Genomic DNA, 25,709 nt, shown 5'->3' with positions numbered 1-25,709 from the left:
ACGGCGTTTCCACAAGACTCGGGGTTGCGCGGCAGCAGGGTCGCCGTCAGGCGAGGACGATGTTGTAGAAGCCTGCCGCGAGGGCGCCGCCGATCAGCGGACCGACGACCGGAACCCAGGCGTAGGACCAGTCGGAGCCGCCCTTGTTGGGCAGCGGCAGCAGGGCGTGCACGATGCGCGGACCGAGGTCGCGGGCCGGGTTGATCGCGTAGCCGGTCGGGCCGCCGAGGGACAGGCCGATGGCGACCACCACGAGCGCCGTGATGAGACCGCCCAGCACCCCGAGGCCGTTGCCCTCGGCGTTCAGGCCCTGGGTGAGCACGGCGAGCAGCAGCACCATGGTGCCGATGATCTCCGTGGCGAGGTTCTGCACCGCGTTCCGGATCTCCGGACCGGTGGAGAAGATGCCGAGCACGGGGCCGGCGCCCTTCTCCTGTGCCTCCACGGCCTTGGCCGCGGTGACCTGTGCGCCCGGACCGCCGACGATCTCCTGGTCGGTCAGGTGGGCCTGGAACTGTCCGTAGTACGCCACCCAGACCAGCGCCGCGCCGATCATCGCGCCGAGGAACTCTCCGGCGAAGTAGACCGGAACGTTGCTCCACTCGCCGTCCTTGACGGCGAGCGCCAGGGTCACGGCCGGGTTGAGGTGGGCGCCGGAGAGCGGCCCCGCGATGTACACCGCCGTCATGACGGCGAAGCCCCACCCGAAGGCGATGGCGAGCCAGCCGGCGTTGCGGGCCTTCGAGGCCTTCAGCGTCACGGCGGCGCAGACGCCGCCGCCGAGCAGGATGAGTACGGCGGTACCGAGGGTCTCGCCGATGAAGATGTCGGAGCTGGACACCCGCGACTCCTTTGTCCTTCGTCCAGGGAAGCCGACCCCCGGGTCCCGCCGGGGATTGGCGCTCTCAGGGGTGAGAGCGATGTCGGCCCTTGGCGTTGTCACACTCTAACGCGTATTGCCGATAGCTGTTCGACAATGCCGACCGATGGACGGGAGTCTTTCTCCGCCTCGCACACACGTCAAGGGTCTGGTCGCCGAAAGTGCGATCGTTACCGACTGCGTCGATTGCGCCGAGTTGCCGATCTTCGCCGGGGATCCGTCGTGTCCACCGGTGTCCGACCGGTTCGCCCGATCCCGGGCGCGGCGACGACCGGGACGCCCTGTGGCGCCCCGGCCCGCTCTTCGGAGTGTGTTCGTCCCGCCCGTGCCTGCCCGGCCCGCTCAGAACCGCCGGGCGCCCAGGTCCCGCGACACCGCGCGGGCGCAGTCCCGCACCGCCGCGATCAGCTCCGGACGCAGCTCGCCGCCCTGCCGCAGCCGCTCCACCGCGCCCGTGACGCCGACCGCGCCCACCGGCATCCGCCGCCGGTCGTGGACGGGGGCCGCGATCGAGGCCACGCCCTCCCAGGTCTCCTCGACGTCCGCCGCGTACCCGCGCGCGCGGGTGAGGTCGAGGATGTGCTCGAAGGCGTCCGGCTCGCACACCGTGCGGTCGGTGAACGCCTTGCGGTCGGCCTCCAGGGCCTCGCTGTGCGCCACCGGGTCGTAAGCCGACAGCACCTTGCCCAGGGCCGTGGAGTGCAGCGGTTGCATGGCCCCTATCTCCAGGACCTGCCGACTGTCGTCGGGGCGGAACACGTGGTGCACGATCAGCACGCCCTGCTGGTGCAGTACGCCGAGGTAGACGCTCTCGCCGCTGGAGCGGGCCAGGTCGTCGGTCCAGACCAGGGCGCGTGCCCGTAGCTCGTGCACGTCGAGGTACGTGGTGCCCAGGCGCAGCAGCTCGGCGCCCAGCTGGTAGCGCCCGGAGGCGTCGTCCTGCTCGACGAAGCCCTCGTGCTGGAGGGTGCGCAGGATGCCGTGGGCGGTGCCCTTGGCGAGGCCCAGGGACGAGGCGATGTCCGACAGGCCGAGCCGCCGCTCGCCGCCCGCCAGCAGGCGCAGCATCGCCGCCGCCCGTTCGAGCGACTGGATGTTCCGTGCCATCGCCGTGCTGCCTCCGTCCCCTTCGGCCGTCGCGCGCGGCCGCTGCCGCTGTTCGGCAATGCCGAACACTACCGCTCGACGTCGACCTCCCGCCAATGGTCCGCCGCCATCCGTCGTGTCACCCGCGTGCGGTACCTCGGGACCCGGCCATCTTCGTCCGACCAGTGGACGTCCTGAACATCGGGGCGCGGTCCCCGATACCCTGACGGCGTGCCTCTGCCCGGGAGCACCACGAGGGTGCTTTTCGGACAGTTGCAAAGCCGACAGCCGTCGCACTTGAGGGAGCCCCGTACATGGCCTCGTTGCCGCTGACCCCTTCCGCCGACAGCCGGACCCGTGTGTCCGCTCTCCGAGAGGCGCTCGCCACCCGAGTGGTGGTCGCCGACGGAGCGATGGGCACCATGCTCCAGGCACAGGACCCCACGCTCGAAGACTTCGAGGACCTCGAGGGCTGCAACGAGATCCTGAACCTGACCCGCCCGGACATCGTCCGTTCGGTCCACTCCGCGTACTTCGACGCCGGTGTCGACTGCGTCGAGACCAACACCTTCGGCGCCAACCTCACCGCTCTGGGCGAGTACGACATCGCGGACCGTGTCGTCGAACTGTCCGAGGCGGGTGCGCGCATCGCCCGCGAGGCGGCGGACGAGTTCGCGGCGCGGGACGGCCGCCCCCGCTGGGTGCTGGGCTCGATGGGCCCCGGCACCAAGCTGCCCACCCTCGGCCACACCACCTTCACCGCCATCCGGGACGCCTACCAGCAGAACGCCGAGGGCCTGCTCGCGGGCGGCGCGGACGCGCTGCTGGTGGAGACGACCCAGGACCTGCTGCAGACCAAGGCCTCCGTCATCGCCGCCCGCCGTGCGATGGAGATCGCCGGACACGAGGTCCCGCTGATCGTGTCGGTCACGGTGGAGACGACCGGCACCATGCTGCTGGGCTCCGAGATCGGCGCCGCGCTCACCGCGCTGGAACCGCTGGGCATCGACATGGTCGGCCTGAACTGCGCGACCGGCCCGGCCGAGATGAGCGAGCACCTGCGCTACCTGGCCCGCCACTCCCGCGTCCAGCTGTCGTGCATGCCGAACGCCGGTCTGCCGGAACTCACCAAGGACGGCGCACGGTACCCGCTGTCCCCGAGGGAGCTGGCGGACGCACAGGAGAACTTCGTCCGCGACTACGGCCTGTCGCTGGTCGGCGGCTGCTGCGGTACGACGCCCGAGCATCTGCGGCAGCTCGTGGAGCGCGTGGGCGGCCTCGCCCCGGCGGAGCGCGACCCGCGCCCGGAACCCGGTGCGGCCTCCCTCTACCAGACCGTTCCCTTCCGTCAGGACACCTCCTACCTGGCGATCGGTGAGCGGACCAACGCCAACGGGTCGAAGAAGTTCCGTGAGGCGATGCTCGAGGGCCGCTGGGACAACTGTGTGGAGATGGCCCGGGAGCAGATCCGCGAGGGCGCGCACATGCTGGACCTGTGCGTGGACTACGTGGGCCGCGACGGCGTCGCCGACATGAAGGAACTGGCCGGCCGGCTCGCCACCGCCTCCACCCTGCCGATCGTGCTGGACTCCACCGAGGTCCCCGTCATCCAGGCCGGTCTGGAGAGGCTCGGCGGCCGGGCGGTCATCAACTCGGTCAACTACGAGGACGGCGACGGCCCCGAGTCCCGCTTCGCGCGTGTCGCGCAGCTGGCCAAGGAGCACGGTGCCGCGCTGATCGCGCTGACCATCGACGAGGAGGGCCAGGCCCGCACCGCCGAGAAGAAGGTCGAGATCGCCGAACGCCTCATCGCCGACCTGACCGGCAACTGGGGCATCCGCGAGGAGGACATCCTCATCGACTGCCTCACCTTCACCATCTGCACCGGCCAGGAGGAGTCCCGCAAGGACGGCGGCGCCACCATCGAGGGCATCCGCGAGCTGAAGCGGCGCCACCCCGGGGTGCAGACCACCCTCGGCCTGTCCAACATCTCCTTCGGCCTCAACCCGGCCGCCCGCATCCTGCTCAACTCGGTCTTCCTCGACGAGTGCGTCAAGGCGGGGCTGGACTCGGCGATCGTGCACGCGTCCAAGATCCTGCCCCTCGCCCGCTTCAGCGAGGAGGAGGTCACCACCGCCCTCGACCTGATCCACGACCGGCGCCGCGAGGGCTACGACCCCCTGCAGAAGCTGATGCAGCTCTTCGAGGGCGCCACCGCCAAGTCCCTGAAGGCCGACAAGGCCGAGGAACTGGCATCGCTGCCCCTGGACGAGCGGCTCAAGCGGCGGATCATCGACGGCGAGCGCAACGGCCTGGAGACCGACCTCGACCAGGCGCTCGAGACCCGCAAGGCCCTCGACATCGTCAACGACACCCTGCTGGACGGCATGAAGGTGGTCGGCGAGCTGTTCGGCTCGGGCCAGATGCAGCTGCCGTTCGTGCTCCAGTCCGCCGAGGTGATGAAGGCGGCCGTCGCCCACCTCGAACCGCACATGGAGAAGGTCGAGGACGGCGAGGACGTGGGCAAGGGCACCATCGTGCTGGCCACGGTCCGCGGCGACGTGCACGACATCGGCAAGAACCTGGTCGACATCATCCTGTCGAACAACGGCTACAACGTGGTCAACCTCGGCATCAAGCAGCCGGTCTCCGCGATCCTGGACGCCGCCGACGAGCACAAGGCCGACGTCATCGGCATGTCCGGGCTGCTGGTGAAGTCCACGGTGATCATGAAGGAGAACCTGGAGGAGCTCAACCAGCGCGGACTGGCCGCCGACTACCCGGTCATCCTGGGCGGCGCCGCCCTGACCCGTGCCTACGTCGAGCAGGACCTGCACGAGATCTACCAGGGCGAGGTCCGCTACGCCCGCGATGCCTTCGAGGGCCTGCGCCTGATGGACGCCCTCATCGGCATCAAGCGCGGCGTGCCCGGCGCCAAGCTGCCCGAGCTGCGGCAGCGCCGGGTCCGCGCGGCCACCGTGGAGATCGACGAGCGCCCCGAGGCCGGGCACGTCCGCTCGGACGTCGCCACCGACAACCCGGTCCCCGAGCCGCCGTTCCGGGGCACCCGGGTGGTCAAGGGCATCCAGCTCAAGGAGTACGCGAGCTGGCTCGACGAGGGCGCCCTGTTCAAGGGCCAGTGGGGCCTGAAGCAGGCCCGCACGGGCGACGGGCCGACGTACGAGGAGCTGGTGGAGACCGAGGGCCGGCCCAGGCTGCGCGGTCTGCTGGACCGGCTCCAGACGGACAACCTGCTGGAGGCGGCCGTCGTGTACGGCTACTTCCCGTGCGTCTCCAAGGACGACGACCTGATCGTCCTGGACGAGGCGGGCAACGAACGCACCCGCTTCACCTTCCCGCGCCAGCGCCGCGGCCGGCGCCTGTGCCTGGCCGACTTCTTCCGCCCGGAGGAGTCCGGGGAGACGGATGTCGTCGGCTTCCAGATCGTCACCGTCGGCTCCCGCATCGGCGAGGAGACCGCGCGGATGTTCGCGGCCAACGCCTACCGCGACTACCTCGAACTGCACGGGCTCTCCGTGCAGCTGGCCGAGGCGCTCGCCGAGTACTGGCACGCGCGGGTCCGCTCCGAGCTCGGGTTCTCCGGTGAGGACCCGGCCGCGATGGAGGACATGTTCGCCCTGAAGTACCGGGGCGCCCGCTTCTCCCTCGGCTACGGCGCCTGCCCCGACCTGGAGGACCGTGCCAAGATCGCGGAGATGCTCCAGCCGGAGCGCATCGGCGTCCACCTCTCCGAGGAGTTCCAGCTGCACCCCGAGCAGTCCACGGACGCCATCGTGATCCACCATCCAGAGGCCAAGTACTTCAACGCCCGCTGATCCCGTCCGGCGGTTCGTCGGGCTCGCGGCGCGCACTGAGCGGCTGCGTCGCGCACGACGTACACTTGTCGGTCCACCGCAGGCCGGTTCCCCTCGTGGGAACCGGCCTGATCGTCCCTTGAAGGAGGTACGTGGATGACCAGTACGGTTCCGGTTACCGCGCTCGGCACTCTCCCCCAGACCTTCGACCCCTCCCCGGCCGAAGGTTCCCCCCTGCAGGCCGTGCTCCTGGACATGGACGGCACCCTGGTCGACACCGAGGGCTTCTGGTGGGATGTCGAGGTCGAGGTGTTCGCCTCCCTCGGCCACGCCCTCGACGACTCGTGGCGCCATGTCGTGGTCGGCGGCCCCATGACCCGCAGCGCGGGCTTCCTGATCGAGGCGACCGGAGCCGACATCCCCCTGGCCGAACTGACGGTACTGCTCAACGACGGCTTCGAGGACCGCATCTCCAGTGCCCTGCCGCTGATGCCCGGTGCCGCCCGGCTGCTCGCCGAGCTGTCCGAGCACGGTGTCCCCACGGCCCTGGTCTCCGCCTCGCACCGGCGCATCATCGACCGCGTACTGACCTCGCTGGGCGCCCACCACTTCGCGCTGTCGATCGCCGGTGACGAGGTCCCGCGCACCAAGCCCCACCCCGACCCGTACCTGACCGCCGCCCTCGGTCTCGGTGTGGACCCCGTGCGGTGCGCCGTCGTCGAGGACACGGCGACCGGCGTGGCCGCCGCCGAGGCCGCGGGCTGTCACGTCGTGGCGGTGCCCTCCGTGGCCCCCATCACGCCGGCCGCCCGGCGGACCGTCGTACCGTCGTTGGAAACGGTCGATCTGACTTTTCTGCGCGGGCTGATGACGGAAATGCGCTAGGGGTTCACCCCGTGTGGAGCGGCCTGCGGGACCGGAATTTCCCAGGGCCCGCGTTCGGGTCGGCGGGTTGTGTGTCCGAAGGAATTCGGAGCGCTACCGGCTGGTGAATTCCGGTACCGTCCGACCCGGTTGCCGTGTGATGTTCACCACCCATCAGGGGGTCGACAGGGGGGTCGGCTTGTGGTGTCCGCGCCGTTTCTGGGGCCGTTCGCGTTCCCTTGTGTCCCGATTGGTGGAACGCTGCCCCAATCCTGCTCCGTCCACGTTCGCCGGTGCGTTCACACCCGGTTCCACTGCGTGATGGGGGCTCAACTCCGGTCGCCGCGACCCTCCCTGCGGGCGCGGACTAATCTCATCGCGAGAACATCACCCCCATCCCCGTGGCCGGCAGTAACAACCCGTATGCCGCATACACGGAGTCGACAGCTCTGGAGAAACTCGAGCATGAACCGCAAGACTTTGGTGCTGGCGGCCGCGATCGGCCTGCTCGCGCCGGTACTCGCCGGCTGTGGCGACACCGGTGGTGGGAGCGGCGGCGGCGACGCGATCGTCGTCGGCACCACGGACCGGTTCACCGTCTCGGAGGAGGAGCCCGCTCCGGTCGACCCGGCGTACGCCTACGACGTCGGCACCTGGAACATGCTGCGCCAGACGGTGCAGACCCTGCTGATCCAGCCGCGTGGCGACGGTGAGCCGGTGCCCGAGGCCGCGGAGAGCTGCGGTTTCACCGACACCGGCAACGAGCGGTACAGCTGCACCCTGCGCGAAGGCCTGAAGTTCTCGGACGGCTCGCCCGTCACCGCCGCCGATGTGAAGTTCTCCATCGAGCGCGCCCTCTCGATCCAGTCCGACAGCGGTGTGTTCGCACTGCTGTCCACGATCGACACCATCGAGACCAAGGGCGACCGCGAGGTGATCTTCCACCTCAAGTCGGCCGACGCCACCTTCCCCTACAAGCTGTCGACCCCGGTCGCGGGCATCCTCAGCGAGAAGAAGTACGACAAGGGCAAGCTGCGCGAAGGATTCGACGTCGACGGCTCCGGTCCGTACACCCTCGAGACCGAGGTCGAGGACGGCGAACTGGTCCGCGCCACCTACGTCAAGAACCCCTCCTACAAGGGGTCCCTGGAAGTGGGCAACGACAAGGTCGAGATGCGCAGCTTCGAGAGCGCCGAGGCCATGGGCCAGGCGCTCGAGGACGATGACATCGACGTCATGTCCCGCAGCATGTCGCCGGAGCAGATCCGGGAACTCGGCAACGACAACGAGGACGCCATCGACCTCGTCGAGTCGCCGGGTCTGGAGATCCGCTACCTGGTCTTCAACACCAAGGCCCCCAGCGTGGAGACCAAGGCCGTCCGCCAGGCCATGGCCCAGGTCATCAACCGCAGCGAACTGGTCGCCAAGGTCTACGGCTCCCAGGCCGAGCCGCTGTACTCACTGGTCCCCGCGACCGTCACCGGTCACTCCAACGCGTTCTTCAACAAGTACGGCGACCCCGACGTCTCCAAGGCCCGCCAGATGCTGGAGAAGGCCGGTGTCACCACCCCGGTGAAGATGACGCTGCACTACACGACCGACCACTACGGTCCCGCCACCAAGGCGGAGTTCGAGCAGCTCAGCAAGCAGCTCAACGACAGCGGCCTGTTCGACACCGACATCAAGGGCGCGGCCTGGGAGACCTTCCGGCCGGACGGACAGAAGGGCAAGTTCGACGTCTACGGCATGGGCTGGTTCCCCGACTACCCGGACGCCGACAACTTCCTCGCCCCGTTCCTGGACGAGGACAACTTCCTCAACTCGCCGTACGCCAACAGCGAGATCCGCAAGGAGCTCATCCCGGAGTCCCGCCGCCAGGCCGACCGGCTCTCCGCGGCCGGCAGCCTGAACGACATCCAGGACATCGTCGCGGAGGACGTGCCCGTGCTGCCCCTGTGGCAGGGCAAGCAGTACAGCGCCGCACGTGACGACATCACCGGCACCGCCTACATGCTCAACTCCTCCTCCACGCTCCAGCTGTGGGAGCTGGGACGAGGCGTGAGCGGCTGACGCAGCGGAGCCCCGAGCGGGCTCACACACCGAGGGCGCCTCCGACTTCCCGTCTCGCGGAAGTCGGAGGCGCCCTCGGCGTGCGGCTCGGAGCCGGTGTGCGGACCGGAGCGGGAGCTACTGCGCCCCAGGGCGCACCAGACCGCTCTCGTACGCGTACACCGCGGCCTGTACCCGGTCACGCAGCCCCAGCTTCGTCAGGACATGACCGACGTGCGTCTTCACGGTCGTCTCACTGACGAACAGGTCCGCGGCGATCTCCGCGTTGGACAGTCCCCGTGCCACCAGCTTCAGCACCTCGACCTCACGGTCGGTCAGGGTGTGCAGTGTGTCCGGCACCGGCTCGTCACCGGACGGCAGATGCGTGGCGTACTTGTCCAGCAGCCGGCGCGTGATGCTCGGGGCCAGCATCGCCTCACCGGCGGCCACCACCCGGATCGCCTGCACCAGTTCATTGGCCGGGGCGTCCTTCAGCAGGAAGCCGCTGGCACCCGCCCGCAGCGCCTCCACCACGTACTCGTCGAGATCGAACGTCGTGAGCACCAGCACCTTCGCCGGGCCGTCCCGCTCCGGGCCGGTGATCTGCCGGGTGGCCTCCACACCGTCCATCCGCGGCATGCGGATGTCCATCAGCACCACATCGGGCTGCAGCGCCCGCACCTGGTCCTGGGCCTGGAGGCCGTCTCCGGCCTCACCGACGACCGCGATGTCCTGCTCGGCCTCCAGGATCATCCGGAAGCCCGTACGCAGCAGCGGCTGGTCGTCAACCAGTAGGACGCGGATGGCCACGTGACTCTCCTTCGCTAGTCCGCCCCCATTGTGCCCTGGGTGCCCTGTCCCGCTTGCCTCCGGGGCACATCGGCCGACGCCGGCCCGGACGCCCGCACCGGCAGCGGATACGGCGGGGGAGTGCCGCCGAACTCCGGGCAGTGCGCCTGGTGGTCGCACCAGCCGCACAGCTTGGTGGGACGCGGCCGCCAGTCACCCGTCTCCGTGGCCAGCCGGATCGCCTCCCACAGGGCCAGCAGCTTGCGCTCCACGCGCTCCAGATCGGCGCGGACCGGGTCGTACGTCAGCACATCACCGCTGCCCAGGTACACGAGCTGCAGCCGGCGCGGGATCACCTGCTTCAGCCGCCACACCACCAGGGCGTAGAACTTCATCTGGAACAGCGCGCCCTCCGCGTACTCCGGCCGAGGCGCCTTGCCCGTCTTGTAGTCGACGAGCCGCACCTCGCCGGTGGGCGCCACATCCACCCGGTCGATGATGCCGCGCAGCCTCAACCCGGAATCCAGCTCGGCCTCGACGAACAGCTCCCGCTCGGCGGGTTCCAGCCGGCTCGGATCCTCCAGGGTGAACCAGCGCTCGACCAGCAGCTCCGCCTCCGCCAGCCAGCGCGCCAGCCGCTCACCCTCCGGATCCTCGGCGAACAGCTCCACGAGCTCCGGCCTCGACTCCCGCAGCCGGTCCCACTGGCCCGGGACCAGCTCCTTCGCCCGCGGTGCCGCGCGCTCGGCGGCCGGGGCGTCGAAGAGGCGCTCCAGCACCGCGTGCACCAGCGTGCCCCGGGTCGCCGCCTCGCTCGGCTTTTCCGGCAGGCGGTCGATGACCCGGAACCGGTACAGCAGCGGACACTGCATGAAGTCACTGGCACGCGACGGGGACAGCGAGGCGGGCGGCGCGGCAGTTCTCCCGGGCGGGGCCCCGGCCACCACCGGCGGATCCGCCGCCACGACCGGCATGCTGTCGGGCCGTCCCGTGCCCTCGGTGCTCGTCTCCATGCCCACAGACCTTACGGCCCGGTACTGACAGGGATCCGCAGACCAAGGGTGACTGCAGGGTGACTGCAGGGAGAGGAAGGGAGAGAAGGAGAGAGGGGGAAAAGGGAAACGGGGGAAAAGGAGGGAAAGGGGGAGCGGAGAGGGCGAGCGGGCGCGGTGCCGCACGGGAAGAGACAGGGGTGCCGAGGCGAGAGGTGTGGCGACGGCCGCATACCATCGACACCAGACCCTCCCGTCCGGCAGGCACGGGAAACGCAGCGACGAGGGGACACCGGTGGACGCAAGCGGCGGACGCGGGCAGCCGCGATCCGGCAACGACGAGCCGGCCGAGCGCCACGTGGGGGCCCCGGCGGGCGCACCCCCCACGGACGGGGGCCGCTTCGACCCGGCCGAAACCACCCCGAGCACCCCCGACGACCGCACCGCCGACCGTGACCCGTCGGCCTCCGGCGACGCTCCGTCACGGACCGGCGGTACCCCGGCGGACACCGGGGCCACGCCCCGGAACGGGGAGCCCGCGCGACCCCCTGCCCCGGACACCGACGCCCACCCGCACGACCCGCGGGGTCCGGCCGGCCCGGACCGTCCGGGGGAGCCGGGTGAGTCGAGTCGGCCCGCCGAGCACCATGACCCGCGGACCCCGGAGGACGGCGGGTCCGAGCCCCCTGCTCCCGCGGGTGTTCCGTCCGAGGGTGCTCCGCGGGACGGCCACCGGTCCGCGCACCCCGAGCCCCACAGCGCCGACCGCACCCTCGCCCACTCCGGATCCGGCAAGGGGCCCGCCCCGCGTCCCCCGGAGCAGCAGCGCGGTGGACTGCTGATGGGACGCCCGTTCGGCGTGCCCGTCTACGTCGCCCCCAGCTGGTTCCTCGTCGCCATCCTGATCACCTGGGTCTTCGGCGGCCAGATCGACCGCGTGCTGCCCGAACTGGGCGCCGCCAGCTATCTGGTCTCGCTGTTCTTCGCCGTCGCCTTCTACGCCTCCGTACTCGTCCACGAACTCGCCCACACCCTCGCCGCCCTCCGCTTCAAGCTGCCGGTGCGCCGCATCCAGCTCCAGTTCTTCGGCGGCGTCTCCGAGATCGAGAAGGAGGCGGAGACACCCGGGCGGGAGTTCGTGCTCGCCTTCGTCGGCCCCCTGCTCTCCCTCGTCCTGTCCGGCCTGTTCTACGTCGCCCTGCTCGCCGTCGAACCCAGCTCCGTCCCCGGCGTCCTGCTGGCCGGCCTGATGATCTCCAACCTCATCGTGGCCGTCTTCAACCTCCTGCCCGGCCTCCCCCTCGACGGCGGACGCATGCTCCGCGCGGTCGTCTGGAAACTCACCGGCAAGCCGATGAGCGGCACCATCGTCGCCGCCTGGGTGGGCCGCGCCCTCGCCGTCTCCGTCCTGATCGGCCTCCCCCTGCTCACCCAGTCCGGAGCCCTCGGTTCCGCCGCCGAGGACAGCGTCGGTATGGACACCGTCCTCGACGCGCTGCTCGCCGCCATCCTCGCCGCGATCATCTGGACCGGTGCGGGCAACAGCCTGCGCATGGCCCGCCTGCGCGAACACCTTCCTGAACTGCGTGCCCGCGCCCTCACCCGCCGCGCGGTGCCCGTGGAGACGGACACCCCGCTCTCCGAGGCCCTGCGCCGCGCCAACGCCGCCGGAGCCCGGGCCCTCGTCGTCGTCGACCCCGACGGCACCCCGCTCTCCCTGGTGCGCGAGGCCGCCATCGTCGGCGTACCCGAACACCGCCGCCCCTGGGTCCCGGTCAGCGGACTCGCCCAGGAACTCACCGACGGCATGCGCGTCTCCGCCGAGCTCGCGGGAGAGGACCTCCTCGAGGCCCTGCGCGCCGCCCCCGCCACCGAGTACCTGGTCGTCGAGACCACCGGCGAGATCTACGGCGTCCTGTCCGCGGCCGACGTCGAGCGGGCCTTCGTCAAGGCCATGGCCCGCCCCGCCTGACGTCCGCCCCGCCCTCGAGTGGTCAGTGGCCCACGTCGGGACCGGTAGGCTGGTCACATGTCCGAACCGACCGGTGCCGCCCGCCGCCGTGGGCCCTTCAAGGTCGGGGACCAGGTACAGCTGACCGACCCCAAGGGCCGCCACTACACGTTCACGCTCGAGGCCGGGAAGAACTTCCACACCCACAAGGGTTCCTTCCCCCACGACGAACTGATCGGCGCACCCGAGGGCAGCGTTGTCCGCACCACCGGGAACGTCGCCTACCTCGCGCTGCGCCCCCTGCTCCCCGACTACGTCCTGTCCATGCCCCGCGGGGCAGCCGTCGTCTACCCCAAGGACGCGGGACAGATCCTCGCCTTCGCCGACATCTTCCCCGGCGCCCGCGTCGTGGAGGCAGGTGTGGGCTCCGGCTCGCTCAGCAGCTTCCTGCTGCGCGCCATCGGCGACCAGGGCATGCTGCACAGCTACGAACGCCGCGAGGATTTCGCCGAGATCGCCCAGGCCAACGTGGAACGCTACTTCGGCGGCCCGCACCCCGCCTGGCAGCTCACCGTCGGCGACCTCCAGGACAATCTGTCCGACACCGAGGTCGACCGCGTCATCCTCGACATGCTCGCCCCCTGGGAATGCCTGGAGGCCGTCTCCAAGGCGCTCGTCCCCGGCGGCATCCTCTGCTGCTACGTCGCGACCACGACCCAGCTGGCCCGGACCGTCGAGTCCATCCGCGAGATCGGCTCCTTCAACGAGCCGACCGCCTGGGAATCCATGATCCGCAACTGGCACATCGAAGGGCTGGCCGTCCGCCCGGACCACCGGATGATCGGCCACACCGGCTTCCTGCTCACCGCCCGCCGCCTCGCCGACGGGGTCGAGCCCCCCATGCGTCGACGCCGCCCCGCCAAGGGCGCCTACGGCGAGGACTACTCGGGACCCAACGCCGACGCGGGCACCGCCCGCTGACCCGTCCCACCACCACGACAACGCACCGGCGCCGTGGCGCAGTTCCCGGACCACACCGGGAACTGCGCCACGGCGCCCTCATGTTGACGCGACGGCGGCCGGTGTCTTCCCGGGCCCCGCACCGGAACCGCCCACCCCGGCGTTCCCCCGCACTGTGACGTGTGGCACGATGCTGGCCACCCCCACCGGCACAGCCCTCACAGGAGACACTCCTCGTGCAGTCATCCGCCGTCCCGGAACTCGCCCACACGCACACCCGCCCGATCCACTGGGTCGCCACCGCCACGGCCGTCGCCGGAGTCGTGGCGCTCTCCGGCCTGCTGCAGCCCCCGGCCGCGACCGCGGCCCAGACACCCGACCCGCAGGCCCCGCAGACCAGGAGTGCCCCGGCGCCCATCGCCCCGCCGGACCCCGCGGACGTCGAGTTCCCGATCGAATGCGGTCCGGTGCAGGCCGTGGTCAAGAAGGAGGCGGCCGGCGACCTCGACGGCGACGGACGGCCCGAGACCGTGGCGGTCGTCCACTGCGACGCACCCATGGGCACCCCGCCCGACGGCATGTACGTCCTGACCGAGGCCGCCGGAGCCGGCACTCCACGCGTGGTGGCCACCCTCGTCGACCCCAAGGACCGCACCAACGTCGACGACTTCGCCGTACGCGACGGCGAGATCACCGCGGCGCTCCTCGGCTACTCGTCCTCCGACGTACCCAGTTGCTGCCCCGATGTGCGCAAGAGCCTGAAGTGGCACTGGGACAACGGCGCGTTCGTCCGCTCCACGCCCTCTGACGCCCGGAGCGTGTGAACCACGCGAGCGTGAGGCGGGAACGAACATCGGAGAAATCGGACGGTGGTGACGGAAAGCTCCACAACGGTCACCCGGCGTCCGGGCCGTACACCTCCACGCCGTCGGCCACGCGCCGTACGTGAATGCACTCGCCCGGACACTCCTTCGCCGAATCGACCACATCCGTGAGAACCGGCAGCGGCACCCGCGCCGCCGCCCCCGCGGCCTGCAACAACTCGTCGTCCGGGCCCTTCACATAAGCCAGACCGTCGATGTCCAGCTCGAACACCTCGGGCGCGTACTGCGCGCAGATGCCGTCACCGGTACACAGGTCCTGGTCGATCCAGACCTCCAGAGCCTCGGCGTCGACTCCGGCCTCCTGCTGCACGCTCATCTCCCCTGCCGTCTCCCGCGTCGGGCCGAACGGGAATCCGGCCAGCTCCGACGGGTGTTGAACACATCGACCCTACCTCCGCCGGGGTTCCCGTCACCCTCGATGGGTATTCCCCTGGCGTGAGGGAGAGCGCAAGGGTGAAGATCGGACACACCTCGACCGTCTTTGTGATCTAGGGGTTTCAATCGACACCCGCCCAGGTAGGGTCTGGAAGCGTCCAGCTCCCCTTGGAGGAGGTGAGGACCGTGGCAGCCCACGACGACGACATGAACCGCGGCATCCGCCCGGGACGCGGGTCCGACGACCCGGCCGGGCAGATCGCCTACCTTGAGCAGGAGATCGCCGTCCTGCGCCGCAAGCTCGCCGACTCTCCGCGACACACGAGGATTCTCGAAGAGCGGATCGTCGAGCTGCAGACCAACCTGGCCGGCGTGTCCGCCCAGAACGAACGACTCGCCGGCACGCTCCGCGAGGCCCGCGACCAGATCGTGGCCCTCAAGGAGGAAGTGGACCGGCTGGCCCAGCCACCGGCCGGCTTCGGAGTTTTCCTCCTGGCGAACGAGGACGGCACCGCCGACATCTTCACCGGCGGTAGAAAGCTCCGGGTGAACGTCAGCCCGAGCGTCGACCTCGACGAGCTCCGGCGTGGCCAGGAAGTGATGCTCAACGAAGCGCTCAACGTGGTCGAGGCCATGGAGTTCGAGCGCGTCGGTGACATCGTCACCCTCAAGGAGATCCTCGAGGACGGAGAACGGGCCCTCGTCCTCGGGCACACCGACGAGGAACGGGTGGTCCGGCTCGCCGAACCCCTGCTGGGCATCACCATCCGCCCCGGTGACGCCCTCCTGCTCGAACCCCGCTCCGGGTACGTCTACGAGATCGTCCCGAAGAGCGAGGTCGAGGAGCTCGTCCTCGAGGAAGTCCCCGACATCGGCTACGAGCAGATCGGCGGCCTCGGCAACCAGATCGAAGCCATCCGCGACGCCGTCGAGCTGCCCTACCTCTATCCGGACCTGTTCAGGGAGCACGAACTGCGCCCGCCCAAGGGCGTACTGCTCTACGGGCCTCCCGGATGCGGCAAGACGCTCATCGCCAAGGCCGTCGCCAACTCGCTGGCCAAGAAGGTCGCCGAGGTCACCGGCCAGGCCGCCGGCAAGAGCTTCTTCCTCAACATCAAGGGCCCCGAGCTGCTGAACAAGTACGTCGGCGAGACCGAGCGGCAGATCCGCCTGGTCTTCCAGCGGGCCCGCGAGAAGGCCAGTGAGGGCACCCCCGTCATCGTCTTCTTCGACGAGATGGAATCCCTCTTCCGAACCCGCGGCTCCGGTGTCAGCTCCGACGTGGAGAACACCATCGTCCCGCAGCTCCTCGCCGAGATCGACGGCGTGGAGGGCCTGCAGAACGTGGTCGTGATCGGTGCCTCCAACCGTGAGGACATGATCGACCCCGCCATCCTGCGACCCGGCCGGCTCGATGTGAAGATCAAGATCGAACGTCCGGACGCCGAGGCGGCCAAGGACATCTTCGGCAAGTACCTCACCCAGCGCCTCCCGCTGCACGGCGACGACATCGCCGAGCACGGCGGCGACAGGGGCATGACGGTCCAGAGCATGATCCAGACCGCGGTGGAACAGATGTACGCCGAAAGCGAGGAGAACCGCTTCCTGGAAGTCACGTACGCCAATGGAGACAAGGAAGTCCTCTACTTCAAGGACTTCAACTCCGGCGCCATGATCGAGAACATCGTCGGCCGCGCCAAGAAGATGGCGATCAAGGACTTCCTCGAGAAGAGCCAGAAGGGTCTCCGCGTCTCCCACCTGCTCCAGGCATGTGTGGACGAGTTCAAGGAGAACGAGGACCTGCCCAACACCACCAACCCGGACGACTGGGCCCGAATCTCCGGTAAGAAGGGTGAGCGGATTGTTTACATCCGCACCCTCATCACCGGAAAGCAGGGCGCGGACACGGGACGCTCCATCGACACGGTGGCAAACACCGGTCAATACCTGTAAAAAGCAGGGCGGCTGCGGGTGCCCTCGACGGGTACCCGCAGCCGACTGCTTTCCGGGACACGACCGGGAACACGGCAAAGACGCAAATGATCTCCCCACCAGCGCAAAGGCGTTCTAGGCTCTTCGGTACCGCCGAGTCGCGCAGTGCGGGGACGGGCACCGCACACGCACGGAGCGCCAGCGGTACTTGAGCAGCGCCCCCGACCGGGGACGCCGCCGGGCAAGGAGGGCCGCATGACTGTACGGCGAGTAATGGGCATCGAGACGGAGTACGGGATCTCCGTCCCCGGCCACCCCAACGCCAATGCCATGCTCACCTCGTCCCAGATCGTGAACGCCTACGCGGCGGCGATGCACCGGGCCCGCCGGGCCCGCTGGGACTTCGAGGAGGAGAACCCGCTGCGCGACGCGCGAGGCTTCGACCTCGCGCGCGAGGCCGCCGACGCCAGCCAGCTCACCGACGAGGACATCGGCCTCGCCAATGTCATCCTCACCAACGGCGCGCGACTCTACGTCGACCACGCGCACCCCGAGTACAGCGCCCCGGAGGTCACCAACCCCCGCGACGCCGTCCTCTGGGACAAGGCCGGCGAACGCATCATGGCCGAGGCCGCGGAGCGGGCGGCGGCGCTCCCCGGCGCCCAGCCCATCCACCTGTACAAGAACAACACCGACAACAAGGGCGCCTCCTACGGCACCCACGAGAACTACCTGATGAGGCGGGAGACCCCGTTCTCGGACATCGTCCGCCACCTCACCCCGTTCTTCGTCTCCCGCCAGGTCTTCACCGGCGCGGGCCGCGTCGGCATCGGCCAGGACGGTCACGAGCACGGCTTCCAGCTCAGCCAGCGCGCGGACTACTTCGAGGTCGAGGTCGGCCTCGAGACCACACTGAAGCGCCCCATCATCAACACCCGCGACGAACCGCACGCCGACGCCGAGAAACACCGCCGGCTCCACGTGATCATCGGCGACGCGAACCTGTCCGAGATCTCCACCTACCTGAAGCTCGGCACGACCGCGCTCGTCCTGTCGATGATCGAGGACGGCTTCATCGCCGTGGACCTCGCGGTCGACCAGCCCGTACGGACGCTGCACCAGATCTCGCACGATCCGACCCTGGAACGGCTCGTCACCCTCCGCAGCGGCCGCACACTCACCGCCGTCCAGCTCCAGATGGAGTACTACGAGCTCTCCCGCAAATACGTCGAGGAACGGTACGGGGCCGACGCCGACGACCAGACCAAGGACGTCCTGGCCCGCTGGGAGGACACCCTCAACCGCCTGGAGAACGACCCCATGAGCCTGGCCGGCGAGCTGGACTGGGTCGCCAAGCGGGAACTCATGGAGGGCTACCGGCGCAGGGACGACCTGGACTGGGACGCCGCCCGACTGCACCTCGTCGACCTCCAGTACGCCGACGTACGCCCCGACAAGGGGCTCTACAACCGTCTGGTCGCCCGCGGCCGCATGAAGCGGCTGCTGGACGAGAGGGACATCGAGCGGGCCCGGACGAAGCCGCCGGAGGACACCCGCGCCTACTTCCGCGGACGCTGCCTGGAGCAGTACGCGGACGATGTGGCGGCGGCCTCCTGGGACTCGGTGATCTTCGATCTGCCGGGCCGGGACTCGCTCCAGCGCGTCCCAACCCTGGAACCGCTTCGCGGAACGCGTAATCATGTCAAGGAGCTCCTGGACCGCTGCCGCACGGCGGAAGACCTGGTCAGGGTGTTGTCCGGGAGCTGAACCACGATCTGGGAACCCGGGAGGGGCCGGCCGGGCAGGGTGGAAGACCCCGGAGCCGGGAATCATCGAGACGGTCCCCGTACGTTGGAGCAAGTGCGGGGGCACTGTCGGACCCGGCTTGTAGGGTCTGATCAACACTGATCAACACTGATCGGCGCAATGCCGACCATGTCGGGCGAGCTGAGCGGGGTGAGGGTTATGGCAACGAAGGACACCGGCGGCGGGCAGCAGAAGGCCACACGCTCCACGGAGGAGGTCGAGGAGCAGACGCAGGACGCGCAGGCTTCTGAGGACCTCAAGGAGCGCCAGGAAAAACTGAACGACGACGTGGACTCCGTACTCGACGAGATCGACGACGTGCTCGAGGAGAATGCCGAGGACTTCGTGAGGTCCTTCGTTCAGAAGGGCGGCCAGTAGGCCGGGGCGACCTTCGATTCGAAGGTCGCAGGTCAGGGTCGTGGGTACGGGGGGAGTAGCTGGTGAAGCGCTGCCCGCGGTGCGGTCGGTCCGCACCGCGGGCGGCCTTCGCCGGTGGCGGAATGCCCCGGCCATACGTGTGGATCACTGCCGCAAGACGGGTAGGGTCCGTGGCGTACCGTGCATCAACTGCAATTCGGCCATCGGCAAGTTGGGAGACGATCCCGACGCCATCCGTCGGGCTGCCGCCTATCTGGAGGGAACCTCGTGGAAGCCAACACTCCTAGCACCGGGCGGCTGCCGGCCGCCTTCCTGACGCCAGGGTCTTCCTCCTTCATGGACTTTCTCTCCGATCACCAGCCCGAGATGCTGCCGGGACGGCGGAAGCTGCCACCGCTCCAGGGAGCGGTGGAGGCGCCGCACGGCACGACGATCGTGGCTGCGAGCTTTCCCGGTGGTGTCGTGCTCGCCGGTGACCGCCGGGCCACCATGGGCAACATCATCGCTCAGCGGGACATCGAGAAGGTGTTCCCGGCGGACGAGTACTCGGCGGTGGGCATCGCCGGTACGGCGGGGCTCGCCGTGGAGATGGTGAAGCTGTTCCAGCTGGAGCTGGAGCACTTCGAGAAGGTCGAGGGGACGCAGCTGTCCCTGGAGGGCAAGGCGAACCGGCTGTCGACCATGATCCGGTCCAACCTCGCGATGGCGATGCAGGGCCTGGCCGTGGTCCCGCTGTTCGCGGGGTACGACACGGACCGGGAGAAGGGGCGGATCTTCTCCTACGACGTCACGGGCGGGCGCTCGGAGGAGCAGGGCTACGCCGCCACCGGTTCCGGGTCCGTCTTCGCGCGCAGCGCCATGAAGAAGCTCTTCCGGGACGACCTGAGCGAGACCGAGGCGACCACACTGGTCGTGCAGGCCCTGTACGACGCGGCGGACGACGACTCGGCGACCGGCGGTCCCGATGTCGCCCGGCGGATCTACCCGATTGTCACGGTGATCACCGAGGACGGCTACCGCAGGCTCTCCGAGGACGAGGCGTCCGGGATCGCCCGGTCCGTGCTGGAGCGGCGGCTGGAGCAGCCGGACGGCCCGCGGGCCTCGCTGCTGTAGGGCGGGCGGTTCGATGCCGAGGGACCTCCATCCAGTGACTTCGACAGAAAGGGACGGTTGAACCGTGTCGACGCCGTTCTATGTCTCACCCCAGCAGGCGATGGCCGACCGGGCGGAGTACGCCCGCAAGGGGATCGCCCGTGGCCGCAGCTTGGTCGTGCTGCAGTACGCCGACGGCATCGTGTTCGTCGGTGAGAACCCGTCCCGTGCGTTGCACAAGTTCAGCGAGATCTACGACCGGATCGGCTTCGCCGCCGCCGGCAAGTACAACGAGTACGAGAACCTGCGGATCGGCGGGGTGCGCTACGCCGATCTGCGGGGTTACACCTATGACCGTGACGACGTGACCGCCCGGGGCCTGGCGAACGTGTACGCGCAGACGCTGGGGACGATCTTCTCGAGTGCGGCGGAGAAGCCGTACGAGGTGGAGCTGGTGGTGGCCGAGGTCGGGGAGACCCCGGAGGGCGACCAGATCTACCGGTTGCCGCACGACGGTTCCATCGTGGACGAACACGGCTCGGTCGCGGTGGGGGGCAACGCGGAGCAGATCAGCGGGTATCTGGATCAGCGCCACCGGGACGGGATGACGCTGGCCCAGGCGCTGGAGCTGGCGGTGCAGGCGCTGTCGCGGGACACCAACGGCGGTGAGCGGGAGATTCCCGCGGAGCGGCTGGAGGTGGCGGTGCTGGACCGCACGCGGCCGCAGCAGCGGAAGTTCCGGCGGATCACGGGGCGACGGCTGGCGCGGCTGCTGGAGGCCGGTGGCGCGGAGACGGTGTCCGAGGCGGAGGCCGACGCGGACACGGAGACCGGGGCCGGGAGCGAGGCCGAGAGCGAGGAGTAGGCGCGTTCGGAGCGGCCTGCCGGTGGCGGGGCGGGGGCAGTCCCCGCCCCGTCGCCTTTCCGTTTCAGGGGTGTGCGGTGGCCGGGCCGGTCGAGCCCCGGGGCACCAGGTGGACGGGGATGTCCCCGGCCTCGGGGTCGCGGCGGTCCAGGACCGCGAGGAGGGCCTGCATGCCGCGTTCGCCGAAGAGCTCCGCGTCGAGGCGGACCGTGGTGAGTTCCGGGTCGAGGGCCGTGGCCAGGGCCAGGTCGTCGAGGCCGGTGACGGAGAGGTCGTCGGGGATGCGCAGGCCCAGGCGGCGGGCCGCCTTGTAGGTGCCGGCCGCGAGCTGGTCGTCGTCGCAGATGACGGCGGTGGGGCGGTCGGGTCCGGTGAGGGCGGCTTGGGCGGCGGTGACGGCGCCCTGGATGGAGATGGGCGAGCGGGTCGTGCGGAGCGTGGTGCCGGGGGTCGCGGCCAGTCGGGTGGTCAGTTCGCGGGCGCGCACCTCGAAGGTCCAGGAGGGGACGTCGGCGGCCAGGTGCAGGAAGCTGCGGTGGCCCAGGGCCACGAGGTGGCGGGTGATCTGGCGGATGCCGTCGGCGATGTCGAGGTTGACCGTGGCGGCGCCCGGGTTGCTCTCGGGGTCGCTGTCGAGCATGACCAGGGGGAGCTGGTCGCCGCGGATGTCGGTCAGGGCGTCGGCGGCCATGGAGGAGGCGATGACGCCGTCGAGCGCGGCCTGCGCCGAGGCGAAGGGGTTGCGGGCGGGGCCGATGCCCTCGGGTGAGGGGTAGAGGACCACGCCGAAGCCGTGCTGGGCGGCGACGCGGGCGGCTCCGGTGTAGACGCCGGCGAAGAATTCGGTGGTGAGGGCGGGGACGACGAGAAGGACGGTGCGGGTGTGTCCGAGGCGTAGGTTGCGGGCGGCGAGGTTGGGGCGGTAGCCGAGGCGGTGCGCGGCGTCGCGTACGCGTTGTGCGGTGGCCTCCGAGACGCGGCCGCGCCATTTGTCGCCCATGACGAGGGACACGGCGGCCTGGGAGACGCCTGCTGCTTGGGCGACGTCCCTGCTCGTGGGGCGGATCTGGGCTCGGGCCACCGTGGGGCCGCTCCTTCGTCTGGACTCCGTCTGGACTGGTGAACAGCCGACATGGTACGTATGGGGACCTTAGTTATACGTACAACGTCGATGATTCCGGTGGACGCCGGTAGTGAGTGGAGGCGCGGCATGGCCACGGGATACCTGGAGATTCTCCGGGCGCGGCACGCCACTCGGCTGCTGGTGGGCACGCTGGTGGGGCGGCTGCCGAACGCGACCGCGGCCATCGCGATCGTGTTGTTCGTCCGCGCGCAGGGCGGTTCGTACAGTCTGGCCGGTGCCCTGGCGGCGGTGTACGGCGTCGCCAACGCGGTCGGCCAGCCGGTGCTGGGGCGCCTGGTGGATCTGCGCGGGCAGCCGCGGGTGCAGTTGCCGGCCGCGGTGCTGTCGGCGCTGGCGATGGCGGTCTTCGCCTTCGTGGGGATCGAGCCGAGGACCGCGGCCTACGCGTCGGTGGCCGCCGCGGGGCTGTTCACGCCGCCGTTGGAGGGCGGGCTGCGGGCCCTGTGGTCCTCGGTGCTGCACCGGCAGGAGCAGATCCACCGGGCGTACGCGATGGACGCGGTGGCGCAGGAGGTCATGTTCACCGTCGGGCCGCTGCTCGTGACGGTGTGTGCGTCGCTGTGGTCGCCCCGGGCCGCGCTGCTGGTGCTGAACGTGCTGGGGGTGCTGGGCGCCCTGTCCGTGGTCGTGTCGGCGCCCTCGCGCGCGTGGCGTTCGGCGCCGCGCGAGGCGCACTGGCTGGGCGCGCTGCGCTCGCCGGGGCTGCTGGCGCTGCTGGGCGCCTTCCTGTTCGTCGGTGTCGCGATGGGTTCCATCACGGTGGCGTCGGTGCCGTACGCGGACGGGCACGGGGGCGACCAGGTGTACGGCTGGCTGATGGCGGGTCTCGGTTTCGGCGCGCTCATCGGTGGTATGGCGTACGGGGCGCGGCAGTGGGCGGGTGAGCCGGCGCGGCGACTTCAGGTGCTGGTCGCGTTTCTGGCGGTGTGTTACCTGCCGCTGACGCTGATGCCGGGCGCGGTGGCGATGACCTTCCTCACGGTGCTCGCGGGTGTGTTCCTGGCCCCGGTGATCGCCTGTGCCTTCGTGCTGGTGGACCGGCACGCGCCGGCCGGGACGGTCACGGAGGCGTTCTCGTGGCTGGTGACGATGTTCACGGTGGGTGCCTCGGTGGGAACGGGCCTGGCGGGCCCGGTGGTCGAGGCGGGCGGCGCGCAGTGGGGGTTCGCGGTTCCGGCCGCCGCGGGAGCCGTGGCTTTGCTGGTTTTGATTTCCACCGGACGGGTATTGGCGGTTGCCGTTCAGGGGGCTGTCGTTGCGGTCGGTTCGGAAAATGATCCGAACCGTGCCCTCGAACCTCGTTTGGGTTCAGGGGATCGGGCGTAATGTTCAGTCATGGACCGCCGCATTTTCGGGCTGGAGAACGAGTACGGCGTCACGTGCACGTTCAGGGGACAGCGGCGCCTGTCTCCTGACGAGGTGGCGCGGTACCTCTTCCGCCGTGTTGTGTCATGGGGCCGAAGCAGCAATGTTTTTCTGCGCAACGGAGCCCGTCTCTATCTCGACGTGGGGTCGCATCCGGAATACGCCACACCCGAATGTGACAACGTGACCGAGCTGGTCACGCACGACAAGGCCGGGGAGCGCATTCTCGAAGGGCTCCTGGTGGACGCCGAACGACGCCTGCACGAGGAGGGAATCGCAGGCGACGTCTACCTGTTCAAGAACAACACCGACTCGGCGGGCAACTCGTACGGGTGCCACGAGAACTATCTGGTGGCGCGGCACGGGGAGTTCTCGCGACTCGCGGACATCCTCATCCCGTTCCTGGTGACCCGCCAGCTGCTGTGCGGTGCCGGGAAGGTGCTGCAGACGCCGCGTGGGGCCGTCTACTGCGTCAGTCAGCGGGCGGAGCACATCTGGGAGGGCGTCTCCTCGGCGACGACCCGTTCCCGGCCGATCATCAACACGCGCGACGAACCGCACGCGGACGCCGAGCGCTATCGCCGGCTGCATGTCATCGTGGGCGACTCGAACATGTCCGAGACGACCATGCTGCTGAAGGTCGGCGCCACCGATCTGGTGCTGCGCATGATCGAGGCGGGCACGGTGATGCGTGACCTCACCCTGGAGAACCCGATCCGGGCGATCCGTGAGGTGAGCCATGACATCACCGGCTGCCGCAAGGTCCGCCTGGCGAGCGGCCGTGAGGCCTCCGCGCTGGAGGTGCAGCGCGAGTACTACGAGAAGGCGCTGGACTTCTGCGAGCGTCGCGGTATCCGCACCGGCACCGTCGAGCAGGTGCTCGAACTGTGGGGCCGTACGCTGGACGCGATCGAGGCCGAGGACCTCGACCGCATCGACACCGAGATCGACTGGGTCATGAAGTACAAGCTCATCGAGCGGTACCGGGCCAAGCACAACATGACCATGTCGCATCCGCGGGTCGCGCAGATAGACCTCGCCTACCACGACATCCACCGCCGTCGTGGTCTCTACTACCTGCTGGAGAAGAAGGGGCAGGCCGCCCGGATCTGCGACGATCTGAAGATCTTCGAGGGCAAGTCCGTTCCGCCGCAGACCACCCGGGCGCGGTTGCGCGGTGACTTCATCCGCCGGGCGCAGGAGCAGCGCCGGGACTTCACCGTCGACTGGGTCCATCTCAAGCTCAACGACCAGGCACAGCGGACGGTGTTGTGCAAGGACCCGTTCCGGTCGGTGGACGAGCGGGTGGAGAAGCTGATCGCCGGAATGTGAGACAGGACGCTCCGCGGATCCCGGGAACCGCGGAACGCCACACGGGCGCCGCACGTTACTCAGTGCGGCGCCCTTCTCACGCCGTAGAGTTGCGCGGACGCCACCCACAGGATCGACGATTACGAGGCCCCCACCGTGCGCCGACGCTCACTCCTCATTGCCGTACCCGCCGGACTGGTCACTCTCGCCGCGTGCGGCGACGGTGAGTCCGATTCGAACAGGGCCGGCGAGAGCGCCTCGCCGTCGGCTCCGGACGCCTCGGCCGCGCCGTCGCCGAAGATCGTCGACGGTCCGCTGCCGGCGATCACCGCGGGCGTGAAGTTCGGCGAGAAGCCCACGGTCGAGAAGGGCAGCGGTGATCCGTCCAAGGACCTCGCGGTGAAGACGGTCATCGCGGGCGGCGGCAGGACCATCGCCGAGAACGACTTCGTGGTGGCCCACTACCTGGGCCAGGTGTGGAGCACCGCGAAGGTGTTCGACAACTCCTACGACCGCAAGAGCCCGCTGGCGATCCAGCTGGCCCAGGGCAGCATCATCGACGGCTGGCGGTACGCGCTGGCCGGCAAGAAGACCGGCAGCCGGGTCGAGATGGCCGTCCCGCCCACCTGGGGATACGGCACGCAGGGTAATGAGCAGGCGGGCATCAAGGGCACCGACACGCTGGTGTTCGTGGTGGACGTGCAGGACGCGTTCAACGCCAAGAGCTCCGCCGAGGGCACCGAGGTCGCCCAGGACGACACCGGTCTGCCCAAGGTGGGTACCAACACCGACGGCAAGGCCCCCGCCATCGAGGTGCCCGACGCGGCCGCCCCGAAGAAGCTCGTGTCGAGCTACGTCCTCGAGGGCGACGGCCCGGAGGTCGGTGCCGAGGACAGCGTGCTCGTGCAGTACAAGGGCGTGTTGTGGGACGGCGGCAAGGAGTTCGACTCGACGTACTCCCGGAAGCAGCTGACCTCGTTCTCGTTGCAGCAGGTCGTCAAGGGCTGGGCGCAGGGGCTCACCGGGAAGAAGGTGGGCAGCCGGGTCCTCATCGTCATTCCGCCGGAGCTGGGTTACGGCGACAACCCGCCGCAGGGCAGTGACATCAAGAAGGACTCCACACTGGTCTTCTCGGTCGACATCCTCGCGAAGTTGTGACCGCGCGTGATGT

General features: G+C 69.6%; 20 protein-coding genes and 1 pseudogene. 15 read left to right on the top strand and 6 right to left on the bottom strand.

What is annotated here, in order from left to right:
* Positions 1 to 46 precede the first annotated feature (46 nt).
* Positions 47 to 841, bottom strand: coding sequence for an MIP/aquaporin family protein (locus JL475_RS19545; RefSeq protein WP_202279073.1), 795 nt, complete (start codon positions 839 to 841; stop codon positions 47 to 49).
* Between the two features lie 381 nt (positions 842 to 1,222).
* A complete protein-coding gene (locus JL475_RS19540) occupies positions 1,223 to 1,987 on the bottom strand; it encodes an IclR family transcriptional regulator (RefSeq protein WP_202279072.1) in 765 nt (254 codons plus the stop codon).
* 293 nt (positions 1,988 to 2,280) lie between these two features.
* Here JL475_RS19540 and metH point away from each other — a divergent pair, with 293 nt between their 5' ends.
* The 3 genes from metH to JL475_RS19525 all read left to right on the top strand — a co-directional run bounded on the left by metH (position 2,281) and on the right by JL475_RS19525 (position 8,715).
* A complete protein-coding gene (metH, locus tag JL475_RS19535) occupies positions 2,281 to 5,802 on the top strand; it encodes a methionine synthase (RefSeq protein ID WP_202279071.1) in 3,522 nt (1,173 codons plus the stop codon).
* Positions 5,803 to 5,937: 135 nt separating this feature from the next.
* Complete coding sequence (locus JL475_RS19530; RefSeq protein ID WP_202279070.1) at positions 5,938 to 6,666, top strand: HAD family phosphatase; 729 nt, start codon at positions 5,938 to 5,940, stop codon at positions 6,664 to 6,666.
* Between the two features lie 444 nt (positions 6,667 to 7,110).
* Complete coding sequence (locus JL475_RS19525; protein WP_202279069.1) at positions 7,111 to 8,715, top strand: ABC transporter substrate-binding protein; 1,605 nt, start codon at positions 7,111 to 7,113, stop codon at positions 8,713 to 8,715.
* Between the two features lie 117 nt (positions 8,716 to 8,832).
* Here JL475_RS19525 and JL475_RS19520 read toward each other — a convergent pair whose 3' ends face one another.
* Positions 8,833 to 9,504, bottom strand: coding sequence for a response regulator transcription factor (locus tag JL475_RS19520; protein WP_055597029.1), 672 nt, complete (start codon positions 9,502 to 9,504; stop codon positions 8,833 to 8,835).
* 14 nt (positions 9,505 to 9,518) lie between these two features.
* Positions 9,519 to 10,496 carry a RecB family exonuclease gene (locus tag JL475_RS19515; RefSeq protein WP_237407629.1) on the bottom strand — a complete coding sequence of 326 codons (978 nt, stop codon included), beginning with the start codon at positions 10,494 to 10,496 and terminating at the stop codon, positions 9,519 to 9,521.
* 274 nt (positions 10,497 to 10,770) lie between these two features.
* Here JL475_RS19515 and JL475_RS19510 point away from each other — a divergent pair, with 274 nt between their 5' ends.
* From JL475_RS19510 to JL475_RS19500, 3 genes are all read left to right on the top strand, one after another.
* Positions 10,771 to 12,447, top strand: a complete 1,677-nt coding sequence (locus tag JL475_RS19510; RefSeq protein ID WP_202279068.1) for a site-2 protease family protein — start codon at positions 10,771 to 10,773, stop codon at positions 12,445 to 12,447.
* A gap of 57 nt (positions 12,448 to 12,504) precedes the next feature.
* On the top strand, positions 12,505 to 13,407 hold the full coding sequence (locus JL475_RS19505) for a tRNA (adenine-N1)-methyltransferase (RefSeq protein WP_055597854.1): 903 nt from the start codon (positions 12,505 to 12,507) through the stop codon (positions 13,405 to 13,407).
* A gap of 215 nt (positions 13,408 to 13,622) precedes the next feature.
* Positions 13,623 to 14,210, top strand: a complete 588-nt coding sequence (locus JL475_RS19500) for a hypothetical protein (RefSeq protein ID WP_202279067.1) — start codon at positions 13,623 to 13,625, stop codon at positions 14,208 to 14,210.
* 70 nt (positions 14,211 to 14,280) lie between these two features.
* On the opposite strand, the gene JL475_RS19495 is transcribed toward JL475_RS19500, so the two are convergent.
* Positions 14,281 to 14,586: a ferredoxin gene (locus tag JL475_RS19495; protein WP_202279066.1), complete on the bottom strand. Its 306-nt coding sequence runs from the start codon at positions 14,584 to 14,586 to the stop codon at positions 14,281 to 14,283.
* 245 nt (positions 14,587 to 14,831) lie between these two features.
* Between JL475_RS19495 and arc the strand changes: the two genes are divergently transcribed.
* From arc to prcA, 6 genes and pseudogenes are all read left to right on the top strand, one after another.
* Positions 14,832 to 16,598 (top strand): proteasome ATPase, encoded by a 1,767-nt coding sequence (gene arc, locus JL475_RS19490; RefSeq protein WP_202279065.1) that lies wholly within the window; start codon positions 14,832 to 14,834, stop codon positions 16,596 to 16,598.
* A gap of 234 nt (positions 16,599 to 16,832) precedes the next feature.
* A complete protein-coding gene (dop, locus tag JL475_RS19485; protein ID WP_368860230.1) occupies positions 16,833 to 18,344 on the top strand; it encodes a depupylase/deamidase Dop in 1,512 nt (503 codons plus the stop codon).
* A gap of 198 nt (positions 18,345 to 18,542) precedes the next feature.
* The gene (locus JL475_RS19480; protein WP_109380473.1) at positions 18,543 to 18,761 is read left to right on the top strand and encodes a ubiquitin-like protein Pup; all 219 of its coding nucleotides are present in this window, start codon (positions 18,543 to 18,545) and stop codon (positions 18,759 to 18,761) included.
* 124 nt (positions 18,762 to 18,885) lie between these two features.
* Positions 18,886 to 19,077, top strand: a pseudogene (locus tag JL475_RS19475) (endonuclease domain-containing protein); the annotation flags it as partial.
* Complete coding sequence (gene prcB / locus JL475_RS19470) at positions 19,029 to 19,874, top strand: proteasome subunit beta (protein WP_202279064.1); 846 nt, start codon at positions 19,029 to 19,031, stop codon at positions 19,872 to 19,874. The pseudogene JL475_RS19475 and the gene prcB, both read left to right, overlap by 49 nt.
* A gap of 64 nt (positions 19,875 to 19,938) precedes the next feature.
* Positions 19,939 to 20,718 carry a proteasome subunit alpha gene (gene prcA, locus JL475_RS19465; RefSeq protein WP_202279063.1) on the top strand — a complete coding sequence of 260 codons (780 nt, stop codon included), beginning with the start codon at positions 19,939 to 19,941 and terminating at the stop codon, positions 20,716 to 20,718.
* A 64-nt stretch (positions 20,719 to 20,782) separates the two neighbouring features.
* Here the strand turns inward: prcA and JL475_RS19460 are convergent, their stop codons facing one another.
* A complete protein-coding gene (locus JL475_RS19460) occupies positions 20,783 to 21,799 on the bottom strand; it encodes a LacI family DNA-binding transcriptional regulator (RefSeq protein WP_202279062.1) in 1,017 nt (338 codons plus the stop codon).
* Positions 21,800 to 21,928: 129 nt separating this feature from the next.
* Between JL475_RS19460 and JL475_RS19455 the strand changes: the two genes are divergently transcribed.
* The 3 genes from JL475_RS19455 (at position 21,929) to JL475_RS19445 (ending at position 25,696) form a co-directional block, all read left to right on the top strand.
* A complete protein-coding gene (locus JL475_RS19455) occupies positions 21,929 to 23,188 on the top strand; it encodes an MFS transporter (protein ID WP_202279121.1) in 1,260 nt (419 codons plus the stop codon).
* Between the two features lie 9 nt (positions 23,189 to 23,197).
* Positions 23,198 to 24,559 carry a Pup--protein ligase gene (gene pafA, locus JL475_RS19450; RefSeq protein ID WP_202279061.1) on the top strand — a complete coding sequence of 454 codons (1,362 nt, stop codon included), beginning with the start codon at positions 23,198 to 23,200 and terminating at the stop codon, positions 24,557 to 24,559.
* A 135-nt stretch (positions 24,560 to 24,694) separates the two neighbouring features.
* Positions 24,695 to 25,696 (top strand): FKBP-type peptidyl-prolyl cis-trans isomerase, encoded by a 1,002-nt coding sequence (locus JL475_RS19445; RefSeq protein WP_202279060.1) that lies wholly within the window; start codon positions 24,695 to 24,697, stop codon positions 25,694 to 25,696.
* Positions 25,697 to 25,709 lie beyond the last annotated feature (13 nt).

This window comes from Streptomyces sp. M2CJ-2, from assembly GCF_016757295.1.
Classification (GTDB): Bacteria; Actinomycetota; Actinomycetes; order Streptomycetales; family Streptomycetaceae; genus Streptomyces.
The sequence above is the reverse complement of the archived record's forward strand: the minus strand, read 5'-3'. Positions and strand labels throughout refer to the sequence as shown.

Bases quoted from the DNA above. Each gene is read 5' to 3' on its own strand.
- JL475_RS19540 (WP_202279072.1), bottom strand. From the start codon at position 1,987: ATGGCACGGAACATCCAGTCGCTCGAACGGGCGGCGGCGATGCTGCGC.
- metH (WP_202279071.1), top strand. From the start codon at position 2,281: ATGGCCTCGTTGCCGCTGACCCCTTCCGCCGACAGCCGGACCCGTGTG.
- JL475_RS19530 (WP_202279070.1), top strand. From the start codon at position 5,938: ATGACCAGTACGGTTCCGGTTACCGCGCTCGGCACTCTCCCCCAGACC.
- JL475_RS19525 (WP_202279069.1), top strand. From the start codon at position 7,111: ATGAACCGCAAGACTTTGGTGCTGGCGGCCGCGATCGGCCTGCTCGCG.
- JL475_RS19515 (WP_237407629.1), bottom strand. From the start codon at position 10,496: ATGGAGACGAGCACCGAGGGCACGGGACGGCCCGACAGCATGCCGGTC.
- JL475_RS19505 (WP_055597854.1), top strand. From the start codon at position 12,505: ATGTCCGAACCGACCGGTGCCGCCCGCCGCCGTGGGCCCTTCAAGGTC.
- JL475_RS19495 (WP_202279066.1), bottom strand. From the start codon at position 14,586: ATGAGCGTGCAGCAGGAGGCCGGAGTCGACGCCGAGGCTCTGGAGGTC.
- dop (WP_368860230.1), top strand. From the start codon at position 16,833: ATGACTGTACGGCGAGTAATGGGCATCGAGACGGAGTACGGGATCTCC.
- JL475_RS19480 (WP_109380473.1), top strand. From the start codon at position 18,543: ATGGCAACGAAGGACACCGGCGGCGGGCAGCAGAAGGCCACACGCTCC.
- JL475_RS19455 (WP_202279121.1), top strand. From the start codon at position 21,929: ATGGCCACGGGATACCTGGAGATTCTCCGGGCGCGGCACGCCACTCGG.
- pafA (WP_202279061.1), top strand. From the start codon at position 23,198: ATGGACCGCCGCATTTTCGGGCTGGAGAACGAGTACGGCGTCACGTGC.